Annotated in this window: 16 protein-coding genes; 8 read left to right on the top strand and 8 right to left on the bottom strand. The window is 72.8% G+C overall.

Annotation, left to right across the window (positions count from 1 at the left end):
• Nucleotides 1-2: 2 nt before the first annotated feature.
• The 4 genes from rapA to C6N40_RS01140 form a co-directional block, all read right to left on the bottom strand.
• On the bottom strand, nucleotides 3-2,852 hold the full coding sequence (rapA, locus tag C6N40_RS01155; protein ID WP_106989166.1) for an RNA polymerase-associated protein RapA: 2,850 nt from the start codon (nucleotides 2,850-2,852) through the stop codon (nucleotides 3-5).
• Nucleotides 2,852-4,744, bottom strand: coding sequence for a M13 family metallopeptidase (locus tag C6N40_RS01150; protein WP_106989165.1), 1,893 nt, complete (start codon nucleotides 4,742-4,744; stop codon nucleotides 2,852-2,854). The genes rapA and C6N40_RS01150 overlap by 1 nt, the downstream gene beginning before the upstream one ends.
• Nucleotides 4,745-4,856: 112 nt before the next feature.
• Nucleotides 4,857-6,950, bottom strand: a complete 2,094-nt coding sequence (locus C6N40_RS01145; protein WP_106989164.1) for a M13 family metallopeptidase — start codon at nucleotides 6,948-6,950, stop codon at nucleotides 4,857-4,859.
• Between the two features lie 372 nt (nucleotides 6,951-7,322).
• Nucleotides 7,323-9,413, bottom strand: coding sequence for a M13 family metallopeptidase (locus C6N40_RS01140; protein ID WP_106989163.1), 2,091 nt, complete (start codon nucleotides 9,411-9,413; stop codon nucleotides 7,323-7,325).
• A 439-nt stretch (nucleotides 9,414-9,852) separates the two neighbouring features.
• Here C6N40_RS01140 and serA point away from each other — a divergent pair, with 439 nt between their 5' ends.
• Both serA and C6N40_RS01130 read left to right on the top strand, forming a co-directional pair.
• Nucleotides 9,853-11,415: a phosphoglycerate dehydrogenase gene (serA, locus tag C6N40_RS01135; protein ID WP_162782010.1), complete on the top strand. Its 1,563-nt coding sequence runs from the start codon at nucleotides 9,853-9,855 to the stop codon at nucleotides 11,413-11,415.
• A complete protein-coding gene (locus C6N40_RS01130; protein ID WP_106989161.1) occupies nucleotides 11,415-12,062 on the top strand; it encodes a histidine phosphatase family protein in 648 nt (215 codons plus the stop codon). Before serA ends, C6N40_RS01130 begins: the two co-directional genes overlap by 1 nt.
• A 13-nt stretch (nucleotides 12,063-12,075) precedes the next feature.
• Here the strand turns inward: C6N40_RS01130 and C6N40_RS14230 are convergent, their stop codons facing one another.
• Nucleotides 12,076-12,246, bottom strand: a complete 171-nt coding sequence (locus tag C6N40_RS14230; RefSeq protein ID WP_205208513.1) for a hypothetical protein — start codon at nucleotides 12,244-12,246, stop codon at nucleotides 12,076-12,078.
• A gap of 67 nt (nucleotides 12,247-12,313) precedes the next feature.
• On the bottom strand, nucleotides 12,314-14,980 hold the full coding sequence (locus tag C6N40_RS01125) for a cation-transporting P-type ATPase (protein WP_106989160.1): 2,667 nt from the start codon (nucleotides 14,978-14,980) through the stop codon (nucleotides 12,314-12,316).
• Nucleotides 14,981-15,057: 77 nt separating this feature from the next.
• On the opposite strand from C6N40_RS01125, the gene folC reads away from it, so the two are divergent.
• The 6 genes from folC (at nucleotide 15,058) to C6N40_RS01095 (ending at nucleotide 20,917) form a co-directional block, all read left to right on the top strand.
• On the top strand, nucleotides 15,058-16,305 hold the full coding sequence (gene folC / locus C6N40_RS01120) for a bifunctional tetrahydrofolate synthase/dihydrofolate synthase (RefSeq protein ID WP_106989159.1): 1,248 nt from the start codon (nucleotides 15,058-15,060) through the stop codon (nucleotides 16,303-16,305).
• Between the two features lie 63 nt (nucleotides 16,306-16,368).
• Nucleotides 16,369-17,352 (top strand): SPOR domain-containing protein, encoded by a 984-nt coding sequence (locus C6N40_RS01115; protein WP_106989158.1) that lies wholly within the window; start codon nucleotides 16,369-16,371, stop codon nucleotides 17,350-17,352.
• A 2-nt stretch (nucleotides 17,353-17,354) separates the two neighbouring features.
• The gene (locus tag C6N40_RS01110; protein ID WP_106989157.1) at nucleotides 17,355-17,921 is read left to right on the top strand and encodes a CvpA family protein; all 567 of its coding nucleotides are present in this window, start codon (nucleotides 17,355-17,357) and stop codon (nucleotides 17,919-17,921) included.
• A 3-nt stretch (nucleotides 17,922-17,924) separates the two neighbouring features.
• Complete coding sequence (purF, locus tag C6N40_RS01105) at nucleotides 17,925-19,394, top strand: amidophosphoribosyltransferase (protein WP_106989156.1); 1,470 nt, start codon at nucleotides 17,925-17,927, stop codon at nucleotides 19,392-19,394.
• Nucleotides 19,384-20,196 (top strand): ferritin-like domain-containing protein, encoded by an 813-nt coding sequence (locus C6N40_RS01100; RefSeq protein WP_240183411.1) that lies wholly within the window; start codon nucleotides 19,384-19,386, stop codon nucleotides 20,194-20,196. Before purF ends, C6N40_RS01100 begins: the two co-directional genes overlap by 11 nt.
• Before the next feature lie 4 nt (nucleotides 20,197-20,200).
• The gene (locus C6N40_RS01095) at nucleotides 20,201-20,917 is read left to right on the top strand and encodes a hypothetical protein (RefSeq protein ID WP_106989155.1); all 717 of its coding nucleotides are present in this window, start codon (nucleotides 20,201-20,203) and stop codon (nucleotides 20,915-20,917) included.
• Nucleotides 20,918-20,935: 18 nt separating this feature from the next.
• Here the strand turns inward: C6N40_RS01095 and C6N40_RS01090 are convergent, their stop codons facing one another.
• The gene (locus C6N40_RS01090; RefSeq protein WP_106989154.1) at nucleotides 20,936-21,490 is read right to left on the bottom strand and encodes a DUF3558 domain-containing protein; all 555 of its coding nucleotides are present in this window, start codon (nucleotides 21,488-21,490) and stop codon (nucleotides 20,936-20,938) included.
• Between the two features lie 14 nt (nucleotides 21,491-21,504).
• Nucleotides 21,505-24,114, bottom strand: coding sequence for a serine/threonine-protein kinase (locus C6N40_RS01085; protein ID WP_106989153.1), 2,610 nt, complete (start codon nucleotides 24,112-24,114; stop codon nucleotides 21,505-21,507).
• Nucleotides 24,115-24,116 lie beyond the last annotated feature (2 nt).

The raw sequence follows: 24,116 nt of genomic DNA, 5'->3' as shown, positions 1-24,116 counted from the left end.
GGTCAGCGGCGCAGCTGCAGGAAGTCGGGGCTGGCGACCAGTCGCAGGCTGTCCAGGCGCGGACGCGCGGTGGGCAGGGCGGCCAGCACGGCCTCGCGTTCGGCTTCGAGCCCGGCGATCTCCGCCGGGCGAACCGCCGGGTTGACCCGCGCCAGCGCGCGCAGGCGCGCCAGCTCGGCATCGAAGGACGCCGCCGCCGCGGCCAGCGCGGCCTCGATGCGCGCCTGCGCCGCCGTCTGCGCGGCTTCCCTCGCGCGTTCGAGCATCGGCGGCACCAGCGCCGCCAGCACCTTGCGCTGCGGGCCGAGGTCGAACACGCGGTCGCCGGCGCGATGGCGCGCGCGCTCGCCGGGCGCGAAGTCCGGGCGCGGCTGCAGGCGCGTGTCCACCGCCACCGACAGCGGCGCCGGCGGCAGCCAGCGCTCGATGTCGAGCCGGCGCTCGGCCACGCACTCGATCACGTTCACGGCCTCGAGCACCACGGTGCGCGGCGGCAGCGCGTCGTCCACCAGGAAGGCGGCGTTGCCTGATTCGCCCGAGACCAGCAGGTCGAGCGCCGACAGCACCAGCGGGTGGTCCGGGCGCAGGTAGAGCAGGTCGTCGCGCGCGAGCGCGGTGGCGCGGTCGGTGGTGCAGGCGCGCGGGCCCTGGCGCAGCTCTTCGAAGCCGTCCACGGTCAGGTGCTCGGGGTCGAGCACCCAGGTGTTCGGGCCCAGCGGTTCGTTGTGCACGCCGAAGCTTTCCAGCAGGCGCAGCGGGAAGTCGTCGAGCGCCGCGTGGGCGTCGTCCTCGGCCAGGGCGCGGCGCAGCGCGTCGGCTTCGCCCAGGCCGCGGCTGCCAAGTTCGAGCAGGCGGTCGCGGCCCTCGGCGATCAGGCGCGAGAGTTCCGCGTGTTTCGTGCGGCTGCGTTCAAGCAGCCCGGTGAAGGCCGGCTCGCGCGCGTCGGCATCCTGCGCGGCCAGGTCCAGCAGCTCGGCGCCGAAGCTGCGCAGCAGCTCGCGGCCGTCGGGCAGCACCTGGCGGAAGGCGTCCAGGCCCTCGTGCAGCCAGCGCTGCAGCACTTCCTGCGCGCTGCCGGCGACGGCGGCGGCGTGCAGGTGCACGTCGCCCTGCTGGCCGATGCGGTCGAGCCGGCCGATGCGCTGCTCGAGCATGTCCGGGTGCAGCGGCAGGTCCCACAGCAGCAGGTGCTGGGCGAACTGGAAGTTGCGGCCTTCGGCGCCGATCTCGCTCGACACCAGCAGGCGCGCGCCCTCCGGGTCGGCGAAGTAGGCGGCGTTGCGGTCGCGCTGGAGCAGGTTCATGTCTTCGTGGAAACGCGCCACCTGCAGGCCGCTGCGCAGGCGCAGGGCTTCCTCGATGGCCTGCACCTTGGCGCGCGAGCGGCACAGCAGCAGCACCTTGGCCGGCGCCACGGCCTCGAGCGTTTCGAGCAGCCAGTCCATGCGCGGGTCGCGCGTGAAGTCGTGCTCCGGCTCGTCGTCGGTGTCGCCGACGTCGTGGGCGAACTCGGCGCGCAGACGGCCGAGCACGGTCGGGTCCTCCGGCGCGGGCAGGGTGGTGACGTGCGGGATGCGTTCCGGGAAGCCACCGACCGCGGCGCGACGGTTGCGCACCATCACCCGGCCGGTGCCGTGGCGGTCGACCAGGTCGGCCAGCAGCGCATCGCGCTCGGCGGCGTCGCCGTTGGCGATGCGGCCCAGGCGCTGGGCCAGGTGCTCGTCATCGCCGGGGAACAGCGCCGCCAGCGGCTGCATGTCGCCGGTGGTCAGGGCCTCGCCGTCGAGCAGGCGGCCGGCCAGGCCCGAGAGGGCGAGGTAGCCGCGGGTCTCGGCGCGGAAGGCTTCAAGATCCGTGTAGCGGGCCGGGTCGAGCAGGCGCAGGCGCGCGAAGTGGCCGCCCAGGCCCAGCTGTTCCGGCGTCGCGGTCAGCAGCAGCAGGCCCGGCGTGCGCGCCGACAGCGCTTCGACCAGGGCATAGCCGGGGCTGGTGAACTCCGGCGTCCACACCAGGTGGTGCGCCTCGTCCACCAGCAGCAGGTCCCAGCCGGCCTCGAGTGCCTGGCGGGCGCGCTTTTCGTGGCTGGCCAGCCAGTCCACCGAGGCGATGACGCACTGCTCGTCCTCGAAGGGATTGGCCCGCGGCTCGGTGAGCTCGATCGACTCGCAGCGCTCCTCGTCGTAGATGGCGAAGGCAAGGTTGAAGCGGCGCAGCAGTTCGACGAACCACTGGTTGACCAGGCTCTCGGGCACCAGCACCAGCACGCGGCGCGCGCGGCCCGAGGCCAGCGCCTGGGCGGTGACCAGGCAGGCTTCGATGGTCTTGCCCAGGCCGACCTCGTCGGCCAGCAGCAGGCGCGGCGGCCGGCGCGCGGCGGCGGCCTCGGCCACCTGCAGCTGATGCGGCACCAGGTCGATGCGCGCGCCCAGCACGCCCCAGCCCGGGTGCGCGCGCGCCTCGGCGCGGCGGCGCAGGCTTTCGACCCGGAACTCGAACTGGTCGTTGCGATCGACCCGGCCCGAGAGCAGGCGCGAGTCGGCCTGCGACACCGGCTGTTCGGCATCGAGCTCGCCCTCGGCGTGCCAGTGTTCGCCGCACAGGTAGTGCACCAGCGCGCCGCGCGCCTCGACCTGCGCGACCTCGAGGTCGTGGCCGCCGACGCGCACCCGCTCGCCGGGGCGGAACACCGCCCGCAGCAGCGGCGCCGAGCCCAGCGCGTACATGCGCACCACGCCCGAGCCAGTGAAGACGATCTGCACCTGGCGTCCGGCCAGGCGCAGCACCGTGCCCAGGCCGAGTTCGGGTTCGGCGCTCGAGAACCAGCGTTGTCCGGGGGCGAAGAGCTTGTCCATCAGCGCCAGAACGCCACCTGGTCCTTGGCCGCGCGCTGCATCGCGGCGCGGGCCGGGCAGGCGTGGGCCTTGCCGAAGGCGGGCAGGTTGGCCAGCGGGCCATTCACGCGCCAGCGCGCCGGCGCGTGGTCGGTGCTGGCCTGCGCGTCGGCCAGGGCCTGGGCCTGGTCCTGGCGCGCCCACAGCCCGGCCCAGCCGGCGAAGAAGGCCTGGGCCTGCGCCTGGTTCGGTTCGCCGCCTGCGGCCAGGGCCTGCCAGGCGATCTCCAGCCCGGCCAGGTCGGCCTGGTTCTGGGCGAGGGTGCGGGTGCCGTTGACGCGGGTAGCGCCGCCGGTGGCGGAGTAGGCGTTGTATTGCGGGACCAGCGGCGCGGCGCGCTGGTTCCAGGCCGTGGCGTCGGCGCCGTCCCAGGCCTGGAAGGCCAGCATCATCTGCTGGGCCAGCAGGCCGCCGAAGCTGCCGTAGTCGCCGGCGTCGGCGGCGTCGCCGATCACCGGCGGCTGCAGCGTGGCCGAGGTCACCACCAGGCGGTTTTCCCCGGGCATCCAGGCCACCAGGGGCTGCCATTGCTCCGCCGGCCAGGCGTAGCGCGCGCGCGGCAGCGAGTACTTCATCAGCCAGCGGCGCAGGGCCAGCACGTTGCCGGCCAGGTCGTCGCGCTTGAAGACCAGGTCGTCGAACAGGTTGGCGGGGGCGTCGAGGCCCACCTGGATCGTCATCGCGTCCAGGCGCTGGCGGGCACCGGCCTTGCCGGCGGCGCTGAGCCAGGGCGCGCGGTCGATGGCGGCGCCGGCGGCGGCGCGCACCTGCGCGGCGATCTCCTGGGCCCGGCGCTGGCGCGGCACCGGCAGGAAACGTTCGGTGTAGGCCGCGTCCAGGAAGCCCGGCACGCGCGCCTCGAGCACCTGGCGCGCCCGCACCGCGCGCGGGGTGGGTTCGGCCTGGCCACCCAGGGTCACGTCGTAGAGCTGCACCCAGGGGTCGTGCAGCGACTTGCCGAGCGTGGGCGCCATCTCGCGCAGCACCTGGGCGCGCAGGTAGGCGCGCCACTGCTCGGGCTTGTTGCGGTTGATCATCTGGTCGATGGCGCGGAAGAAGCCCGGGCCGGTCATCGCCACCTGGCTGGCCTTCAGGCCGTGCGCGGCCAGCAGGCCCTGGATCTCCAGCGCGCCGGCCACCTTGGCGGCGTCCTCGATCTTCATCACCTGGAAGGGCGTGCCGGCGGCGGTGGCGTTGGCCAGGATCAGCTCGAACTGCCAGGCGCCCTCGGCCTGCGCGGCCACGTCGCGGCTGGCGACGCCGCCGTGGCGCAGCCACTCGGCCAGCGCGGCCTTGTACTGGGTGCGCACCGCGGCCAGTTCGGGTTCGCCGCCGGTGTAGAAGCCGGCGTCGGGCAGGCCCAGGCCGCCGGCGCCGAGCTGGGCGTACGGCTCGCCCTTGTCGTCGCGCAGCACCTGCACGTCCACCAGCACCGGCATGCCCAGGGCGTGCAGGCGGGCGATGGCGGGGGCGATGTCCTTCTTGCGGCGGATGGCCTCGATCACTTCGAACAGCGGCGCCAGCGACTTGAGGCCATTGGCCTCGATGCCGGCCTCGTCCTGGGCCGAGGCGAACAGCTGGGCCAGGTGCAGGGAGACGGTGGCGCCCTCGGGCGCGGTGGTCGCGCCCAGCACCTGGTTGCGCTGGGCCAGGCCCAGGGCGGTCAGCTCGTCCCAGCGGCTGAAGGCGGTGCGGCCGGCCGGCAGCGGGTTCGCGGCCAGCCAGTCGTGGTTGATATGGGCGTAGAAGTCGACGCAGGCGGCCGGTTTGGCGGGCGCCCGCTGGGCGGCGGCGGGGGCGGCGGCCAGGCTGAGCAGGAGGGCGGCAAACAGGGGGGCGGTGCGCAGGGACATCGCGGACTCCTCGTGGGGGAGGGCGATTCTACCGCCGGGGCGGGGTGGCTCCCAAGAAAAGACGGCCCGGGAGGTCCCGGGCCGTCGTGACTGCCGCTCCAGCCTGTTCAGGTCACCAGATGGCGACCTGCTTGTCGGCCGGGCGCACCATCGGGTCGCCGGCCTGGCAGCCGAAGGCGGCGGCGAAGGTCGGCAGGTTCGAGGGCGCGCCGATCGCGCGGAAGCGCGCCGGGGCGTGCGGGTCGGTCTGCAGGCGCACCTTCAGCTCCTCGGGCTTGAAGTTGCGGCGCCAGACGGTGGCCCAGTTCATGAAGAAGCGCTGGTCCTGGGTGTAGCCGTCGATCTCGCCCACCTTCTTGGTGGCCAGCTCACGCTGCAGGGCGTCGTAGGCCACGGCCAGGCCGCCGAGGTCGGCGATGTTCTCGCCCAGCGTCAGCTTGCCGTTGACGTGCAGGTCGTCGATGGCGACGTACTCGTCGAACTGTGCCACCAGCTTGCCGGTGCGCTCCTCGAAGCCGGCCTTGTCCTTGTCGGACCACCAGTTCTCGAAGTTGCCCGAGGCACCGAAGCGGCTGCCCTGGTCGTCGTAGCCGTGGATCATCTCGTGGCCGATCACCGCGCCGATGCCGCCGTAGTTGAGCGCGTCGTCGGCCTGCAGGTCGAAGAAGGGCGGCTGCAGGATGGCGGCCGGGAAGACGATCTCGTTGGCCAGCGGGTTGTAGTAGGCGTTGACCGTCTGCGGGCTCATCTGCCACTCGGTCTTGTCGACCGGCTGGCCGATCTTGGCCAGGTTGAAGCGGTAGTTGAACTCGTTGGCGGCCATCAGGTTGGCCACGTAGCTGTCGCGGCCGGTCTGCAGGCCGCTCCAGTCACGCCACTTGTCCGGGTAGCCGATCTTGGGCGTGAAAGCGGCCCACTTCTCGAGCGCCTTGGCCTTGGTGTCCTCGCCCATCCACTCCAGGCCCTCGATGCGGGCCTTGAGCGCTTCGGACAGGTTGCCCACCAGCTGCTGCATGCGCTCCTTGGCCTCGGGCGAGAACGCGACCTGCACGTACTCCTGGCCCAGGGCCTCGCCCATCTGGCCATTGATGGTGTTGAGCACGCGCTTCCAGCGCGGCTGCATCTCCTGCTGGCCGCGCAGGGTGCGGCCGTAGAAGTTGAAGTTCTCCTCGGCGTAGGCGCTGGCCAGGAAGGGCGCGGCGCTGTCGATGGCCTGGTAGCGCAGGTAGGCCTGCCAGGTGGCGACCGGCACGTCGGCGAGCATGCTGCTCACTTCCTTGTGGAAGTCGGGCTGGGCCAGCGAGAACATCGCCGGCGCGGCGATGCCCTGCGAGTCGAAGAACTTCGACCACGGGAAGTTCGGGCTGATCGCGTCGGCGTCGGCCAGGCTCACCGGGTTGTAGTACTTGGACACGTCGCGCGAGAGCTCCTCGCTCGACATCGACACCTTGGCCAGGCGGGTCTCGAAGGCCATCACCTCGGCGGCCTGCGCGGCGGCGGTGGCGGCGTCGGCGCCGGCCAGCTCGAGCACCTTGGCCACGTGCGCGACGTAGGCCTCGCGGATGCCGGCGTGCTGGTCGTCGAAGTAGTAGCCCTTGTCCGGCAGGCCCAGGCCGCCCTGGCCGGCGTAGGCGATGTTCATGCTCGAGTTGGCGAAGTCCGGGCTCGGGCCGAAGCCGAACACGTAGCCCTGGCCCTTGGCGTAGTTGCCGCGCAGCCACTCGGCCACCGCGTCGCCGGAGTCGAGCGCGGCGATGGAATCGAGGATCGACTGGATCGGCGCCAGGCCGGCGGCTTCGATGCCGGCCTCGTCCATGCCGGTGGCCCAGACGTCGCCGATGAGCTTGGCGGTGCCGGTGTCGGCGTTGGTGGCGGCGAGGTTCTCGACCAGGGCGCGCTGGATCTCGAGCGAGCGGTCGGCCAGCAGTTCGAAGCTGCCCCAGGTGGTGCGGTCGGCCGGCACCGGGTTGGCGGCGAGCCACTTGGCGTTCACGAACTGGTCGAGGTCGGTGCAGGCGGAGACGCTGGTGTCGAGGTCGGCGGCCTGCAGCGAGCTGACCGGGGTCTTGAGGCTGGCCAGGTCGATGGCCGGCCTGGCCGGCTCGGCCACGGCGGTGTCGGCCGGGGTCTCGGCCTTTTGGCAGGCGGCAAGGGCGACGCTGACGGCGAGGGCCAGCGACAGGGGTTTGAGGGTGCGGAAATTCACGAGGGGCTCCGTGCCCCCGGGCGGGGGCGGCAAGAAATGAACGTAGGAGGGCCTTCGGGCCCGACTCCGCCGGGCATGCCCACCACCCCCGATTCTGCGCCCGCGGCCGGGGGCCGGCATAAGTCGATAGTCACGCCTCGCCCTCGCAGGACGCCCTTCGGGGCCGACGCCCTTTGCCTTCGACCGCCTTCCGTCGGGTTGGTCGCCGGGGGCGACCAACCCGACGGAAGGCATAAGGCTTCACCCCTGAAGCGGCTCCTGTGGAAGATCCAGACCGCCTGCAGGTGCAGCAGGGCAGGGGCCCGCGCGGGGCGCGGAAAAGGAAAAGCCCGGCGCGAGGCCGGGCTTTTCGGTGCAGCGGTGGGGCGGGGCTTACCAGATGACGACGCGGTCGTCGCCCGAACGCACCATCTTGTCGCCCGCCTTGCAGCCGAAGGCGTCGGCGAAGGCCTGCTGGTTCGAGGGCGCGCCGATGGCGCGGAACATGCCCGGCGAGTGCGGGCCGACCGTCAGCTGCTGCTTGAGCTGGGCTTCGGTGAAGGCGATGCGCCAGACCGTGGCCCAGTTCATGTAGAAGCGCTGGTCCTGGCTGTAGCCGTCGATCATCGGGTCGGTGAAGCCCTCGCCCTGGGCGCGCTTGAGCGCGTCGTAGGCGACGGTGGTGCCGCCGAGGTCGGCGATGTTCTCGCCCAGGCCCAGGCGACCGTTCACGAACAGGCCCGGCAGCGCCTCGTAGCCGCTGTACTGGTCGGCCAGCTTCGAGGCGGCGGCCTCGAACTTGGCGCGGTCCTCGTCGGTCCACCAGTTGGCCATGTTGCCCTGGGCGTCGAACTTGCTGCCCTGGTCGTCGAAGCCGTGCAGCATCTCGTGGCCGATCACCGCGCCGATGCCGCCGTAGTTGAGCGCGTCGTCGGCGTTAACGTCGAAGAACGGCGGCTGCAGGATGGCGGCCGGGAACACGATCTCGTTGGCGGTGGCCCGGTAGTAGGCGTTCACCGTCTGCGGGCTCATGCCCCACTCGCTGCGGTCGACCGGCTTGCCGATCTTGTCGAGGTTGTAGCGGTAGTTGAAGGCGGCCGCGGCCATCAGGTTGCCGGCGTAGCTGTCGCGGCTGATCTCCAGGCCGTTCCAGTCGCGCCACTTGTCCGGGTAGCCCACCTTGGGCGTGAACGAGGACCACTTCTCGACCGCCTTGGCCTTGGTGTCCTCGCTCATCCACTCGAGGTTCTCGAGGCGCACCTTGAGCGCGGCCATCAGGTTGCCCACCAGTTCCTCCATCTTCGCCTTCGACTCCGGCGGGAAGGCCTGGGCCACGTAGAGCTGGCCGAAGCCTTCGCCCATCGAGCCGTTGAGCGCGCCGAGCACCTGCTTCCAGCGCTCCTGCTGCTCCTGCTGGCCGCGCAGGGTCTTGGCGTAGAACTCGAAGTTGCGCTCGACGAAGGCCTTGCCCAGGTAGGGCGAGGCGCCGTCGATGGCGCGGAAGCGCAGCCAGGTCTGCCACTGCTCCAGCGGCACGTCGGCCAGCATGGCGTCGAACTCCTTGAAGAAGTTCGGGTTGGCCAGCGAGAACTTTTCCGGCGCATTCACGCCCAGGTCGGCGAAGAAGGCCGTCCAGCTGAAGTTCGGGGTCAAGGCGTCGGCATCGGCCAGGCTCACCGGGTTGTAGCGGGTGGCCGGGTCGCGCAGCTCTAGGCGGCCCAGCGAGGCCTTGGCCAGGCGGGTCTCGAAGTCCATCACCACCTGGGCCTGGGCCTTGGCGGTCTCCTCGTCGGCGCCGGCCAGCTGCATCAGCTTGGCCACGTGGTCGAGGAAGGCGGCGCGGGCGAGCTTGTAGTCCTCGCGGTCTTCCAGGTAGTAGGCGCGCTCGGGCAGGGACAGGCCGCCCTGGCCGGCGTAGGCGATGTTGGTGGTCGAGTCGTTGTAGTCGGCCATCGCGTAGAAGCCGAACAGCATGCCCTGGCCGCTGGCGTACGAGTCGCCCAGGAAGCCCGGGATGTCGCTGGTGGCGGTGAGCGCGGCGATGGCGTCGAGCTCGGCCTGGATCGGCGTCAGGCCGGCGGCCTCGATCGCGGCCTCGTCCATGCCGGCGGCGAAGAAGTCACCGACCTTCTGCTCCATCGAACCGGCCGGCCAGCTGCCGGCGGCCGCGGCCTTGGCGATCTCGTGCTGCACCTGCAGCGAGCGCTCGCCCAGCGCCGGGAAGGCGCCCCAGGTGGTGCGGTCGGCCGGCACCGGGTTGGCGGCGAGCCACTTGGAGTTCACGAAGCCGTTGAAGTCCTGGCAGGCCTCGATCGAGGTGTCGAGGTCGGCGACGTTGAGCGAGATCGGCTGCTGGGCAACCTGCGACAGGTCCACCACCAGCTTCGGCGCCTCGGGGGCGGTCTGGTCGGCGGCCGGCTGGCAGGCGGCCAGCGCGAAGGAAATCGAAAGGGCGAGGGCGAGCGGCTTGGCGCGGAAGGTCATTGGCATGTCTCGGGACGGGAAACGAAAGGGTCGAGCCTAGGGTAATCGACGGGGCGAACCCTAGGCCAAAGGTCATGCCCCGGCCGTGAAGGCCGCCCCGCGGGCGACTGGCCGACGGAGGGGCGCCCTGCTAAAATCGGCACGTTGGTCCTGGACTCCCATGCTCATGAAGCCCCGTCTCCAGACCCGAAGTCACGCCGGTGGCGTTGTCCCGCACCGGCTTTCTGATGGTCACCGCGCCCCCGGGCGCCTCGCTTGCCCTCCGGCATCGATGAAGCCTGCGCCGTTCGCGCGCCGGCAGACGATGGAATTCGCGTGCATCCCACCGGCCGCCCTTGCGGCCGCGGGTGTTTCCAGGGCCTGAACCCCGGGCCCGGCCATGCCGCCCCGGCCGGGGCGGGTCGCCGGGTCTTCGAAACGTCGACCGAGGAGAGTGGTGATGCGTGTACTGGCCTGTGATGGCATCCATGAGGACGGACTGGAGCTGTTCCGCCAGGCGGGCTGGACGGTCGAGGTGAGCGAGCCGATCAAGGACCCCAAGGCGCTGGCCGAACGGCTGGCCGGCTTCGACGCAGTGCTGGTGCGCTCGGCCACCCAGGTGCCGGCCGAGGCCCTGGCGCGGGCCGACAGGCTGCGCGTGATCGGCCGCGCCGGCGCCGGCGTGGACACCATCGACGTCGAGGCCGCCACGGCCCGCGGCATCGCGGTGATGAACGCGCCCGACGGCAACACCCTGGCCGCCGCCGAGCACGCCATCAGCCTGCTGTTCGCGCTCGCCCGCCACGTGCCGCGCGCCGACGCCGGCATGAAGGCCGGCGAGTGGCCCAAGAACGGCCTTACCGGCTTCGAGCTCGAGGGCAAGAAGCTGGGCGTGATTGGCCTGGGCCGCATCGGCGCCACCGTGGCGCGCAAGGCCCAGGGCATCGGCATGGAAGTGGCCGCGCACGATCCCTTCCTGCCGGCCGCCGCCGCCGGCAAGGGCAGCGTGCCGCTGATGACGCTCGAGCAGCTGCTGGCCTGGGCCGACGTGGTGACGCTGCACATCCCGCGCACCAAGGAAACCACCAACCTGCTCGACGAAGCCCGCCTGCGCGGCATGAAAAAGGGCGCCTTCCTGATCAACGCCGCCCGCGGCGGCCTGGTCGACGAAGGCGCGCTGCTGCGCCTGCTCGACGAGGGCCACATCGCCGGCGCCGCGCTCGACACCTTCGCCACCGAGCCGCTGCCCAAGGACTCGCCGCTGCGCGGCCACCCGCGCCTGGTGCTCACGCCGCACCTGGGCGCCAGCACCGGCGAGGCGCAGCAGGCGGTGAGCACGATCCTGGCGCGGCAGATCATCGACTTCGTGGCCACCGGCGCGGTCGCGGGCTGCGTCAACCTGCCGCCGCTCACGCCGGAGACCGCGCGCGAGGTCGGCCCCTGGATGCCGCTGATGACCGCGCTGGGCAAGCTGGCCGCGCGCCTGGTGCCGGCGCCGGTGAAGCTGCAGGTCACCTACTCGGGCCGCACCGAAGGGCTCGACACGCGCCCGCTGACCCGCCTGCTGGTGGCGGCGCTGCTGGGTCCGGCCTCGGGCCGGGTGACGCCGGTGAACGCGCTGCACGAGGCCGCCGCGCGCGGCCTGGAAGTGGCCGAGACCCTGGGCGGGGACGGCGACGGTTTCGACCGCCTGCTGCGCATCCGCGTCGAGGGCGGCGGCCAGTCGCGCGCAATCGAGGCCACCCTGCACCGCGGTCCGCGCGTGGTGCGCCTGGACGGCGTCGAGCTCGACTTCGACCCGCTGGCGCACATCCTGCTGATGCGCAACGAGGACAGGCCCGGCGTGATCGGCCTGGTCGGCTCGCACCTGGGCGCGGCCGGCGTGAATATCGTCAACTTCTCGCTCGGCGCCACCGGCGACGGCGGCGCGGTGGCGGCGATCACGGTCGACCGCGAAGTCGCCGCGCCCCAGCTCGCCTCGCTGCGCGGCATCCCCGGCATCGTTTCGATGGAGCAGCTCTGATGCGCATCCTGCTTGCCCGCCACGGCGAGACCCCGTGGAACGCCGAAGGCCGCTACCAGGGCCAGCGCGACATCGCGCTCTCGGAAACCGGCGAAGGCCAGGCGCGCGCGCTCGGCCAGCGCCTGCGCGAACTGCCCATCACGCGTGCGGTCGCCTCGCCGCTGTCGCGCGCGCGCCGCACGGCCGAGCTGGCGCTGGGCGACGAGCGCGCCGGCCTGCTGACGATCGACCCCGGCCTGGCCGAGATCGCCCACGGCGACTGGGAAGGCCTGCTGGCCTCCGAGATCCGCGCGCGCGACCCCGAGCGCCTGCGCGCCTGGCGCGAGTCGCCGGCGACGGTGCAGATGCCCGGCGGCGGTGAATCGCTGGGCCAGGTGCTCGAACGCGCCTGGCCGGCCTTCGCCGCGGCCTGCGAAGGCCTGGGCGAGGCCGACACGCTGCTGGTGGTGGCGCACGACGCGGTCAACCGCGTCATCCTGTGCCGCATCCTCGGCCTGTCGCTCTCGCGCCTGTGGTCGTTCCGGCAGGCGCCGACCACGCTCAACCTGCTCGAAGGCAGCGGCGTGGACGCGCTGGAAGTGGTGCGCCTGAACGACTGCCAGCACCACACCCCGCTGTTCGGCGAGGCGGTGCACCGGGCGCTCTAGGGCGGGACGGGGCTCAGTCGCCCCGGGCGGGCGGGTCGCCGTCCGGGGCGTCGGCCACTTCTGCGTCCGGCTGCGACTGGTTGGCGCGCTTGCGGGCGGCCTTTTCCGACTCTTTCTCGGCCTTCTTCTTCTGCTTGGCGAGCTCGCGCTGGCGTTTTTCGAACGAATAATTGGGCTTGGCCACCGGGGCTCCTCGTGCGTTGCGGTCCCGCCACCTTACGGCAAGCGCGTGCCGGGGGGCAGCGGCAGGCTCAGGTGCGCCTGAGCCGCAGGGCCTTTTCGGTTTCCAGCACCATGAGCAGCAGCATGCCGAGCGAAACCACCACCACGCCCTCGGCCAGCGGCACGGCGGCGGTGCCGAATACCTGCTGCAGCGCCGGCACGTAGGTGATGGCGAACTGCGCGGCGGTGACGATCGTGATGGTGAGCCAGATCACCGGCGTGCCCTTGAGCGCCTGCAGGTTGAACGAGGTGCCGTGAAGGTTGCGCACGTGGAAGAGGTGGAAGATCTCCAGCACCACCAGCGTGTTGACCGCCATCGTTCGCGCCAGCTCGATCGAATGCCCGCGCGCCAGCGCCCACTCGAACATGCCGAACACCGCCAGCACGAACAGGCTGGCCACCAGCGTGATGTGCCAGGCCAGATGGCGGTTGAGCAGCGGTTCCTCGGGCCGACGCGGCGGCCGGCGCATGGTGTTGGCCTCGATCGGTTCGAAGGCCAGCGCCAGTCCCAGGGTGATGGCCGTGGCCAGGTTCACCCACAGGATCTGCACCGGCGTCACCGGAAGCGCCAGCCCTGCCAGCAGCGCGATGATGATCGTGCCGGCCTCGCCGGCATTGGTCGGCAGGGTCCAGCGGATCACCTTGCGCAGGTTGTCGTAGACCGTGCGCCCCTCGCGCACCGCGGCGGCGATGGAGGCGAAGTTGTCGTCGGCCAGCACCAGTTCCGCCGCTTCCTTGGCTGCCTCGCTGCCGCCGCGGCCCATGGCGATGCCGGCGTCGGCGCGCTTGAGCGCGGGGGCGTCGTTGACGCCGTCGCCGGTCATCGCCACGACGCGCCCCAGCGACTGCAGCGCCATCACCAGCCGTAATTTGTGCTCGGGGCTGGTGCGGGCGAACACGTCGGTGTGCCAGACAGTCTCGCGCAGCGCGTCGTCGTCGAGCTGGTCGAGGTCGGCGCCGGTGAGCACGCGGCCGGGCGCCTCCAGCCCGACTTCGGCGCCGATGGCGGCGGCCGTGCCGGCGTGGTCGCCGGTGATCATCTTGACGCGGATGCCGGCGCGCCGGCAGTCGGCGACGGCTGCCACGGCCTCGGGACGCGGCGGATCCACCAGGCCGACCAGCCCCAGCAGCACCATCGGCCCTTCGACGTCGGCGAAGTCCAGGCGGGTGCTGCCCGCGGGCATCTCGCGAAGCGCGAAGGCGAGTACGCGCTGGCCACGCGCGGCGATGGCGTCAGCGGCCTCGCACCAGGCGTCGACGTCCAGGGCTTCGTCGCCGTTCTCGCCTCGCTGGTGCGCGCACATCGCCAGCAGGCGCTCGGGCGCGCCCTTGGCCAGGGCCACCGCGTGGCCGGTGTGGTCGTGGTGCAGGCTGGCCATGAACCGATGGCGCGCATCGAAGGGAATCGCATCCACGCGTGGCCACTGGGCACCGACCTGGCCGAGGTCGACGCCGGCCTTGCCGGCCAGGGCCAGCAGCGCTCCTTCCATCGGGTCACCCTCGACCTGCCACTCGCCGTCGCGCGAATGCAGGGCGGCGTCGTTGCACAGCGCGCAGGCCCGCGCCAGCCAGGCCAGCGCCGGCGGATCCGGGCCATTGCCGGATTCGAGCAGCAGGCGGCCCTGCGGGGCGTAACCCTCGCCTTCGACGCGGTAACGCACGCCGGCCAGCGCCACGGTGGCCACCACCATTTCGTTGCGGGTGAGCGTGCCGGTCTTGTCGGTGCAGATCACCGAGACCGCGCCCAGGGTCTCGATCGCCGGCAGGCGGCGCACGATGGCATTGCGTCTGGCCATCGCCTGCACACCCACGGCCAGGGTGATGGTCAGCACGGCCGGCAGGCCTTCCGGGATGGCTGCGACCGCCAGGCCCACCACGGCCATGAAGACCTCGGCAAACGCACGGCCGCCCGCGAAATGGCCAAGAACCAGCAACAGCGCGGCCGCCCCGAGGATGGCGAAGGTCAGGCCGCGGGCGAAGGCATCCATTTGGCGCACCAGCGGCGTTTCCAGCGTCTCGACGCGCGTCAGCAGGCCGCTGATGCGGCCGATCTCGGTGTCGGCGCCGGTGCCCACCACCAGGCCGCGACCCTGGCCGGCGGTGACCAAGGTGCCGCTGAAGGCCAGGCAGCTGCGGTCGCCCAGCGGCGCGTCGGCGGCCACCGGCGCCGGCTGTTTTTCCACCGGCACAGACTCGCCAGTGAGCAGCGCCTCCTGCACCTGCAAGCCGCGCACCTGCAGCAGGCGCAGGTCGGCTGGCACGCGGTCGCCGGCTTCGAGCAGCACCACGTCGCCCGGCACCAGTGCGCTTGCGTCCACGCCGACCCGGCGGCCGTCGCGAAGCACCGCGGCGCGCGGCGCCAGCAGCCCGCGCAGGGCCTCCATCGCGCGCTCGGCCTTGCCTTCCTGGAGGTGGCCGATGATCGCGTTGGCCAGCACCACCGCCAGGATCACCGCGGTGTCCACACCGTGGCCAAGCAGGGCGGTCACCACCGCGGCGCCCAGCAGCACGTAAATGAGGATGTTGTGGAACTGGCGCAGGAAGCGCAGGGCGGGGTGCGTGCGTGCCGGTTCCGGCAACCGGTTCGGGCCGTGAACCTGCAGGCGGCGCGCGGCCTCTTCGCCGGCCAGGCCATCGGCTCGGGCGAACAGCGCCTGGATGGCGCCCTCGATGTCGCGGGTGTGCCAGTCGCTCATGGCGGCAGGGTAGGGCACCCGGGGCCGGCCGACAACGGCGACTGTCGCCACCCGCGCCGCCGGCGGATAATGCCGCCATGGCACGCACCCTCGCGCAATGGCTGGATTACCAGCAGCGGGTCCACCCCAAGTCCATCGACATGGGCCTCGAACGCGTGGGCGAGGTGGCGAAGCGGCTGGGCGTCGGCAGGCCGGCGCGCCACGTCATCACCGTCGGCGGCACCAATGGCAAGGGCTCGACGGTGGCCTTCCTCGAGGCGATCGCGCGCGCGGCCGGCCTGCGCACCGGCGCCTACACCTCGCCGCACCTGCTGCGCTACAACGAGCGCGTGCGCATCGACGGCACCGAGGCGGCCGACGAGGCGCTGGTGGCGGCCTTCGAACGCATCGAGGCCGCGCGCGGCGACGTGCCGCTGACCTTCTTCGAGTTCGGCACGCTGGCGGCGCTGCTGCTGTTCGAGGCCGCCGACCTCGACCTGGCGATCCTCGAGGTGGGCCTGGGCGGGCGGCTGGACGCCACCAACATCGTCGACCCCGACTGCGCCGTCATCACCACCGTCGACCTCGACCACCAGGACTACCTGGGCGAGGACCGCGAGGCCATCGGCGCCGAGAAGGCCGGCATCCTGCGCGCCGGCAAGCCCTGCGTGCTGGCCGAGAAGGACCCGCCCTCGTCGGTGCTGCGTCGCGCCTATGCCATTGGCGCATTCGCCATCCGCGGGCATTCGGACTACCTGGTCGACGTGCTCGGGGCCGGCTGGCGCTGGCGCGAGCCCGGCTACGAGATCGAACTGCCCGACCCGGCGATGGCTGCCCCGGCCCAGCGCGACAACGCCGCCGCCGCCATCGCCGCGCTGCGTGCGCTCGACCTGCCGGTGCCGGACGCGGCGATCCGCGAGGGCGTGGCCTCGGCGCGCGCGCCCGGCCGCCTGCAGGTGCTGGCCGGCGAGCCGGAGACCGTGCTCGACGTGGCGCACAACCCGCAAGGTGCGCGCCAGCTCGCGGCCTGGCTGCAGGCGAACCCGAAAACCACCGTCGCCGTGTTCAGCGCCCTGGCCGACAAGGACCTGGGCGGCGTCTGCGAGGCGCTGGCGCCCTGGCTGCAGGCCTGGCACCTGGGCCCGATCACCGACGCCGGCCGGCGCGGCCTGCCGGTGGATGAGCTGGCCCGCCGGCTGGGCGAACACCTGCCGGCCGACATCCTGCACCCGCACCGGAGCCTGGCCGACGCCCTGGCCGCGGCCCGGCAGGCGGCCGGCGCGCAGGGCAGGGTGCTGGTGTTCGGTTCCTTCCACACCGTCGCGGCGGCGATGTCGCCCGGCTGAACCGGCGCGGCCGGCAACCCGGCTATAATTCAGGCCACTCCTCCGGCCGGACCGACGCCCCCGATGGATTCCGCCCTGAAACAGCGCCTGATCGGTGCCGCCGTGCTGGTGGCGCTGGCAATGATCTTCCTTCCGATGCTCCTGCAGGGCCCCGACGTCGAGTCGCAGGGCGCGGCGCAGGTGCCGCTGTCGATGCCCGACGCGCCGGACCAGGATTTCGAGACCCGCGAGCTGCCGCTGGCGCTGCCGCAGCCGGAAAGCACCGGCGGCCCGGTGCTGGGCACGCCGGTCGCGCCGTCCGACGACCCCAATGCCGTCGCCACCGTGGACGCCGGCAGCGAGGCCGCCCCGCGCGTGGACGCGCCGGTGGTGGCGCCGGAGGAGGAGGCGCCGCCGCAGGCCGTCGACGCCGCCACCGGCCAGCCGATCGCGCGCGAAACCACGCCCCCGCCCGCACCCGCGCCGACGCCTGCGCCCGCCCCGACGCCGGCGGCCGATCCGACCCCGCTTCCCGCCGCCGCCGCCGGTGGCCGCTACGCCGTCAATGTCGGCAGCTTCTCCAACCTCGCCAACGCCCGCGCCCTGGCCGACAAGCTGCGCGCGGCCGGGCTGCCGGTCACCAGCGAGACGGTGGACGTCAACGGCAAGCCGGCCATGCGCCTGCGCGTTGGTCCCTACGCCGAACGCGCCCTGGCCGAGGCCGCCCGCCAGCGCGCCGAGCGCGTGGCCGGTTCCCCGACCGTCGTGGTCGCGCTCGACGCGAGCGCCACGCCGGCTCCCGTGCCGACCCGCCCGGCCGCCGCGGCCAACGTCGGTTTCGCCGTGCAGCTGGGGGCCTTCTCCAGCGAAGCGGATGCCAGCGCACTGCGCGACCGCGCCCGCGCCGCCGGCTTCGTCGCCTTCCACCAGCGCGTGCAGACCGAGCGGGGCACCGTGTGGCGCGTGCGCGTGGGGCCCGAGGCCGACCGCGCCGCCGCCGAACGCCTGCGCGACAGCGTGGCCTCGAAGCTGGGCATGCGCGACCTGATCGTCGTTTCGCACCCCTGAGCATGCTCAACTGGGCCGACTACGCGCTGCTGACGGTGCTGGCGGTCTCGATGGCCGTCGGCCTGTGGCGCGGTTTCGTGGTCGAGGTGCTGTCGCTGACGGTGTGGGTGGCGGCGTTCTGGCTGTCGGTGGCCTTCGGTGCCGACCTCGCGGCTTATTTCACCGGCGTCGAGGCCGCCTCGGCGCGGCTGTTCCTCGGCTATGCCGGCGTGTTCGTCGGCACGCTGCTGCTGGGTGGCCTGGCGACCTGGGCGATCGGCAAGCTGATCGCCAACACCGGCCTGTCGGCCACCGACCGCGTGCTGGGCATCGGCTTCGGCCTGGTGCGCGGCCTGGTGCTGGCCTGCGTGCTGGTGCTGCTGCTGGGCTTCACGCCGGTGCCGCGCGATGCCTGGTGGAGCGAATCGCGCTTCATGCCGGCCGTGCAGCGCGGCGCCGAGTGGATGGCCGGCTTCCTGCCGCCCGAAGCCGCGGCCGAACTTGAATTCCTGGCATCGCCCGCGATGCCCGTCGAACCTTTCATCGGGACCGAGCCGGAAGGCGAGGCCCCAGCCCTCCCGGAGACCTGAACCATGTGCGGCATCATCGGAATCGCCGGCGCCACCGACGTCGCGGCGGCCCTGTACGACGGCCTGACGGTGCTCCAGCACCGCGGCCAGGACGCGGCCGGCATCGCCACGCTCGACGGCAGCCGCCTGCGCCTGCACAAGGGCAACGGCCTGGTGAAGGAGGTCTTCGACGAACGCGCGATGGAGCTGCTCACCGGCCGCGTCGGCATCGGCCACTGCCGCTACCCGACCGCCGGCTCCGAGGGCAGCGACGAGGCGCAGCCGTTCTACGTCAACTCGCCCTACGGCATCGCCCTGGCCCACAACGGCAACCTGATCAATACCGACGCGCTGCGGCAGATGGTGTTCGAGCAGGACAAGCGCAACATCAACACCGAGTCCGACTCTGAAGTGCTGCTCAACGTGTTCGCGCACGAGCTGCAGGTGCAGGGCCGGCTCGACCCGCGCGCCGCGGCCGCGGCGGTGGCCGGCGTGCACCGGCGCTGCACCGGCGGTTACGCGGCCGTGGCGATGGTGCTGGGCCTGGGCCTGGTGGCTTTCCGCGACCCGCACGGCATCCGGCCGCTGGTGCTGGGCAAGCGCGAGCGCGACGGCCGCGCCGAATACGCGGTGGCCTCGGAATCGGTGGCGCTCGACATCCTGGGCTTCGTGCGCGTGCGCGACGTGCTGCCGGGCGAGGCGGTGGTGATCACCGGCGACGGCCAGCTGCACGCCGAGGCGACCGTGCAGGAGCAGCCGCACGCGCCCTGCATCTTCGAGTTCGTGTATTTCGCCCGCCCCGACTCGATGATCGAGAACATCTCGGTGCACAAGGCGCGCATGCGCATGGGCGTCACGCTGGGCCAGAAGATCCTGCGCCTGCGCCCCGACCACGACATCGACACGGTGATCCCGATCCCGGACACCTCGCGCGACGCGGCGCTGGAGATCGCCAACGTGCTGGGCGTGAAGTACCGCGAGGGTTTCATCAAGAACCGCTACGTCGGCCGCACCTTCATCATGCCGGGGCAGGGCGAGCGGGTTAAGTCGGTGCGCCGCAAGCTCAACCCGATCCCGCTGGAGTTCAAGGACCGGGTGGTGCTGCTGGTGGACGATTCGATCGTGCGCGGCACCACCAGCCAGCAGATCGTGCAGATGGCCCGCGACGCCGGCGCGAGGAAGGTCTATTTGGCCTCGGCGGCGCCGCCGGTGCGGCACCCGAACATCTACGGCATCGACATGCCCTCGTCCGAGGAGCTGGTGGCCCACGGCCGCACCGAGGCCGAGATCGAGAAGCTGCTCGGCTGCGACTGGCTCATCTACCAGGACCTGCCCGACCTCGAGGCCGCCGTCGCCGGCCCGAAGTTCCCGGGCCGCAAGTTCGACAGCTCCTGCTTCAGCGGCGAATACGTCACCGGCATCGAGCCCGGCTACTTCGAGCGCCTGCGCCAGCTGCGCTCCGACGACGCCAAGCGCAAGCGCCGTGGTGCCTGAGACCGGCGACCTGCACGCCGCCGCGGCGCGCTGCATCGCGGCCTGCGAGCCGGCGGAGAAGGTGCGGCTGACGCGCGAAATGGCGGCGGCGTTCCGCAAGGGGGCGCTGGCGCCGCGCGCGGATTCGCCGGCGCCCGAGGCGATCGGCGAGCCCGGGCGGCCGGCGCGGCCGCGGCTGGTGATGCCGCGCGACGTGCCGCAGCGTGGCCTGGGCAGCGTCGAGGGCCGCGCGGCCTTCCTGCACGCCATCGCCCACATCGAGTTCAACGCCATCAACCTGGCCTGGGATGCGGTCTACCGCTTCCGCGCAATGCCGGATGGTTATTACGCCGACTGGGTCGGCGTGGCCGACGACGAGGCGCGGCACTTCGAGCTGCTCTCGGCGCGGCTGGGCGAGCTGGGGTTCGCCTACGGCGACTTCGACGCCCACAACGGCCTGTGGGAGATGGCGGTCAAGACCGCCGATTCGTGCCTGCGCCGCATGGCGCTGGTGCCGCGGGTGCTCGAGGCGCGCGGCCTGGACGTGACGCCGGGCATGATCCACCGCCTGCGCAGCAACGGCGACGAGGCCTCGGCGGCGATCCTCGAGCTGATCCTGCGCGAGGAGGTCGCCCACGTCGCCGCCGGCAGCCGCTGGTACCACTGGCACTGCGAGCGCGAGGGCCTGGCGCCCGGTCGCGAGTTCATCCGCCTGGTGCGCGAGGAGGTGCGCGGCGGCGTGCGCGGTCCCTTCAACCGGCCGGCGCGGCTGGCCGCCGGTTTCGACGAGAATGAGATCGCCCAACTCGAATCGCTGGAGTGAAACGATGAGCCTTGCCCTGCTGCGCCGCCTCGCCCTGCTGCCGCTCGCGCTCGCGCTGGCCGCCTGCCAGCCCGAGCCGGTGGACCCGGCCGCGGACGAAACCGCCGGCGCCGAATTGCTGGCGCTTTACGAGCAGGCCCGCGCCGACGGCGATTTCGAGATCGCCGAGATGCACGGCAACATGCTCGACGACCGCCACGGCCGCACCGAGGCCGCCGCGACGATGCGCGCGACGATCGACGCGGTGCGCACCGAGGCTGAGGCCATGCGCGAGCAGCGCCGGCTGATCGCGCTCTGGGACTACCAGTCGGTGGCCGTCGAGGGCGGCACCCAGCATTCGGCGGCGATCTACAGCAAGGTCCCGCAGGCCTACGTCGACGAGGACGCGCCGCCGCCGCGCCCGGACGCGCGCCTGGTGCTGCGCAACCATCCGGACTGGGGCGTCAGCGCCTACTTGGTGCTGGAGATGAGCGAGCTGCGCTGCGGCCCGCCGTGCAGGCTCTCGATCCGCTTCGACGATGCGCCGGCGCGCAGTTTCGCCGGCGAGCCGGCCGACACCGGCACCGGCCCGGCGCTCTTCATCAAGGACGAGGCCGCGTTCCGCGAAGCGATGGCGCAGTCGAAGACCGTGCGCATCGAACTACCGCGCTCGGGCGCGCTGGTGCCGGTGTTCGAGTTCGAGGTCGGCGGCTTCCGGCCGGCGCTCTACCGCGCCGACTGAGCGCCGCCGCGGCCCGGCTCACAGGCGCTCGAGCGCCAGCCGGGCCAGCTCCTCCAGGCCTTCGCGGGCCTGCGCCTTGTCCACCGGCGGCGTCTGGCCTAAGGTGATCAGCAGCAGCCCCAGGCTCACCGAACCGCCGTCCTCGCGCACGGCGATCACCTGGGCGTTGTTGACCAGCCAGGCCTCGCGGCCGATGTCCAGCGGCTCCATCGCCACGCCCGACTGGCTCGAATAGGACTGCTTGCGCGCATTGAACTGGTCGAGGCCGCCGGCCTGGAGCACCAGCTCGCTTTCATCCACCTCGGCCAGGGAGAAGGTGCAGCCGCTGCCGCGTTCGCCGCGGCCGCCGGCGCGTCGCACGCTGAGGCGGCCGTCGAAAGCCTGGCTCAACTCCTCGTTGCTGATCAGGTCACAGTCGCCCTGGGCCTTGGCGGCCGGTGCCGCCGGGGGCGGCGCGCTGGCGGCGCGGGCGGCGGGGTCGGCGCCCGTCGCCGGCGGCGGGGCGTCGGACGCGGGCGAGCAGGCGGCGAGCGTGGCCAGCAGCAGGCCGGCGGTGATGGGACGCAGGTTCATGGCGAATCCTCGGTTCAGGTCGGTTCGGCCCCGCGCGCCGCGTCCTCGCAGCGCTGCAGGTACTCGGCCGGCGCCGATGGCGCGGCGGCGAGTCGCCTGGCCTGTGCACGCAATTCGGCGGCCGATTCCGCCGTCGGCGCCAGCGCGTGTCGCGCCTCGGCCTGCAGGCAGCCCACCACGGCGTGGGCGAAGTGGCCTTCCGGCAGGCTGCCGCGCAGGCCGGCCGCGGCGGCGGTGGCGGCTGCGAGCGCCTTCCCCGGCGTGCCTTCGTCCAGGTGCACCGCGGCCAGGGTGATGTGCGGGAAGGCGCGCTGCGGATGCCCCTCCGGCAGGCGCAGGGTGAAGATGCGCAGGGCTTCGCCGAGCGCCTCGCGCGCCTGCACGTGCTGGCCGGACTTGGCCAGCGAGGCGCCGAGGTTCTGCCAGTTCCGGCCGACCTCGAGGTGGTCGTCGCCGCGGATGCGTCGTCGTTGCTCGATCAGCAGCCGCAGCTCGGCCTGCTCCTCCTCGCGGCGCCCCGCGCCGCCGAGCGCGAGCGCGAGGTTGTTGCGAAGCGCCAGCACGGTGCTGCTGTCCGGGTGGTCCCAGCGGGTCTGGATGTCGAGCGCGCGCCGAAGCGCGGCCTGGGCCTCTTCGTGGCGACCGAGCCCGCCCAGGGCGCTGGCCTGGCTGGAAAGGATGGCGACCAGCCGGCCGTGGTTCCTGCCGAGCGCGGCATCCGCGCGCTCGAGGGCGCGGCTGGCCTCGGCCAGCGCCGCGGCCGAGTCGCCCTGGGCCTGCAGGGCGCTGGCCAGCTGCAGCCGCACTTCGGCCTCGGCCACCGGCATGCCGCCTTCGGTGGCCTGCACCAGGGCCAGGGCCTCGCGCATCAGCGCGGCACGCTCGAGGTTGCGGGCCGACGCACCGAGCACGCTGGCCGCGTCGAGCAGGATCGCCACTGCGTTGCGCACGTCGGTCGCGGCCAGCGCGCGGGCCTCGTCCACGGCGGCCGCGGCCAGGCCCTCGGCTTCGTCGTCGGGGCCGTCCTCGACCAGCAGCGAAGCCAGCTCGGCGCGGATGCGCGCCATCGCGGCGCGATCGGGCGGCACGTTGGCCTGGTGCAGGGTGAGCGCCTCGCGCAGCAAACGTTGCGCGTCGTCGGGCTGGCGCGCGCGCCGGTAGAGCGCGCCGATGCTCTCGAACAGGTCGGCCTGCACGCCCGGCGTGGCCGCCAGGGTGCGGCGCGCGTCGGCTTCCACCTGCGGCAGCCAGCGCCAGGCCACGACCTCCTGCTCGCCCGGCTGCTCCTGGAACAGCGGGTCGGAGCGCTGGAAGATGTCGAGCAGGAAGGCGCGCGACTGCTGCGCGCGCAGGGCCTCGCGCTGCACCGCGGCGCGCTCGCGCTCGAGCCGGGCCGAATGCCATTGCATCGTCGCACCCCAGCCCACCAGGGCCGCGAGCAGGGCGAGGCTCGCGGCCGCGGCGGCGCGGTTTCGCCTGGCCAGGCGCCACAGCCCCTGCAGCAGGCCTTCCTGGCGAACGCTGGGGCGCTCGCCGCGCAGGTGGCAGCGGATGTCGCGCGCCAGGCCCTGCACGGTGGCGTAACGGTCGCCCGGCCGGCTGGCGGTGGCGCGCGCGATGATCGCATCGAGGTCGCCGGCCAGGCGCCGCGAATGCGTGCGCGCTCCGTCGTCGCCGCCGGCCAGCGCGGCCTCGCTGGCGCGCGGCAACAGGCGCGAGGGCAGGTCGGCGCCGCTGGTCCAGTGTTTCCACGGCGGCTGCCCGACCACCAGTTCGAACAGCAGCAGGCCGAGCTGGTAGATGTCGATGGCGGTGCTGATGGCGCCGCCGCCGAGCTGCTCGGGCGCGGCGTATTCGGGCGTCATCGGCGGCGCGCCGGCGCGCGTCACCGGGTCGCGGTCGCCGCCCTCGACCAGGCGGGCGATGCCGAAATCGAGCAGGCGCACGCGCCCCGCTTCGTCGACCAGCACGTTCGAGGGCTTGATGTCGCGGTGCACGACCAGGCGCGCATGCGCATGCTGCACGGCGTCGGCCAGCTGCAGGAACAGGTCCAGCCGCGCCGGCAGCGGCAGCGCCTTGCGCTCGCAGTGGCGGTGGATCGGCTCGCCCTGCACCAGCTCGGTGACCAGGTAGGGCTGGCCGCCGGCGGTGGTGCCGGCGTCGATCAGGCGGGCGATGCCCGGGTGTTCGAGGCTGGCCAGGATGCGGCGCTCGGCGTGGAAGCGCGCCAGCATCTCGGCGCCGCCGACGCGCAGCACCTTCACCGCCACCCGCCGCTGCCAGTCGGCCTGGCGCTGCTCGGCGAGGTAGACGTGCGACATGCCGCCTTCGCCGATCAGCGAGAGGATGCGGCAGTCGCCCAGTGAATCGCCGGGCGCCAGGGTCGGCGCCGCGTCGGTTTCCTCCGGCGCGCCGGGCAGCAGGGTCGCCAGCAGGGACTCGCGCCGCGACAGCAGGCCTTCGCCGCATTCGCTGGCGGCCAGCAGCGCCTGCACGCGTTCGAGCAGCCGCTCGTCGCCGGCGCATTCGCGGGCCAGGTAGCTTGAGCGGGCTTCAGGCGCCAGCGCCAGGCAGGCGCTGAACAGGTCGTCGATGCGCTGCCACTCGGTGGCGTTGGTGGCCATGC

The organism is Arenimonas caeni (assembly GCF_003024235.1).
Taxonomy (GTDB): domain Bacteria; phylum Pseudomonadota; class Gammaproteobacteria; order Xanthomonadales; family Xanthomonadaceae; genus Arenimonas; species Arenimonas caeni.
Note: the sequence above shows the minus strand (reverse complement) of the source record. Positions and strands in the feature narration are given on the sequence as shown.

Coding starts and splice junctions, on each gene's coding strand:
- C6N40_RS01125 (WP_106989160.1), bottom strand. CDS start 14,980: ATGAGCGACTGGCACACCCGCGACATCGAGGGCGCCATCCAGGCGCTG.
- C6N40_RS01140 (WP_106989163.1), bottom strand. CDS start 9,413: ATGACCTTCCGCGCCAAGCCGCTCGCCCTCGCCCTTTCGATTTCCTTC.
- purF (WP_106989156.1), top strand. CDS start 17,925: ATGTGCGGCATCATCGGAATCGCCGGCGCCACCGACGTCGCGGCGGCC.
- rapA (WP_106989166.1), bottom strand. CDS start 2,852: ATGGACAAGCTCTTCGCCCCCGGACAACGCTGGTTCTCGAGCGCCGAA.
- C6N40_RS01150 (WP_106989165.1), bottom strand. CDS start 4,744: ATGTCCCTGCGCACCGCCCCCCTGTTTGCCGCCCTCCTGCTCAGCCTG.
- C6N40_RS01115 (WP_106989158.1), top strand. CDS start 16,369: ATGGATTCCGCCCTGAAACAGCGCCTGATCGGTGCCGCCGTGCTGGTG.
- C6N40_RS01085 (WP_106989153.1), bottom strand. CDS start 24,114: ATGGCCACCAACGCCACCGAGTGGCAGCGCATCGACGACCTGTTCAGC.
- C6N40_RS01110 (WP_106989157.1), top strand. CDS start 17,355: ATGCTCAACTGGGCCGACTACGCGCTGCTGACGGTGCTGGCGGTCTCG.
- C6N40_RS01090 (WP_106989154.1), bottom strand. CDS start 21,490: ATGAACCTGCGTCCCATCACCGCCGGCCTGCTGCTGGCCACGCTCGCC.
- C6N40_RS01130 (WP_106989161.1), top strand. CDS start 11,415: ATGCGCATCCTGCTTGCCCGCCACGGCGAGACCCCGTGGAACGCCGAA.
- folC (WP_106989159.1), top strand. CDS start 15,058: ATGGCACGCACCCTCGCGCAATGGCTGGATTACCAGCAGCGGGTCCAC.
- serA (WP_162782010.1), top strand. CDS start 9,853: ATGCGTGTACTGGCCTGTGATGGCATCCATGAGGACGGACTGGAGCTG.
- C6N40_RS01095 (WP_106989155.1), top strand. CDS start 20,201: ATGAGCCTTGCCCTGCTGCGCCGCCTCGCCCTGCTGCCGCTCGCGCTC.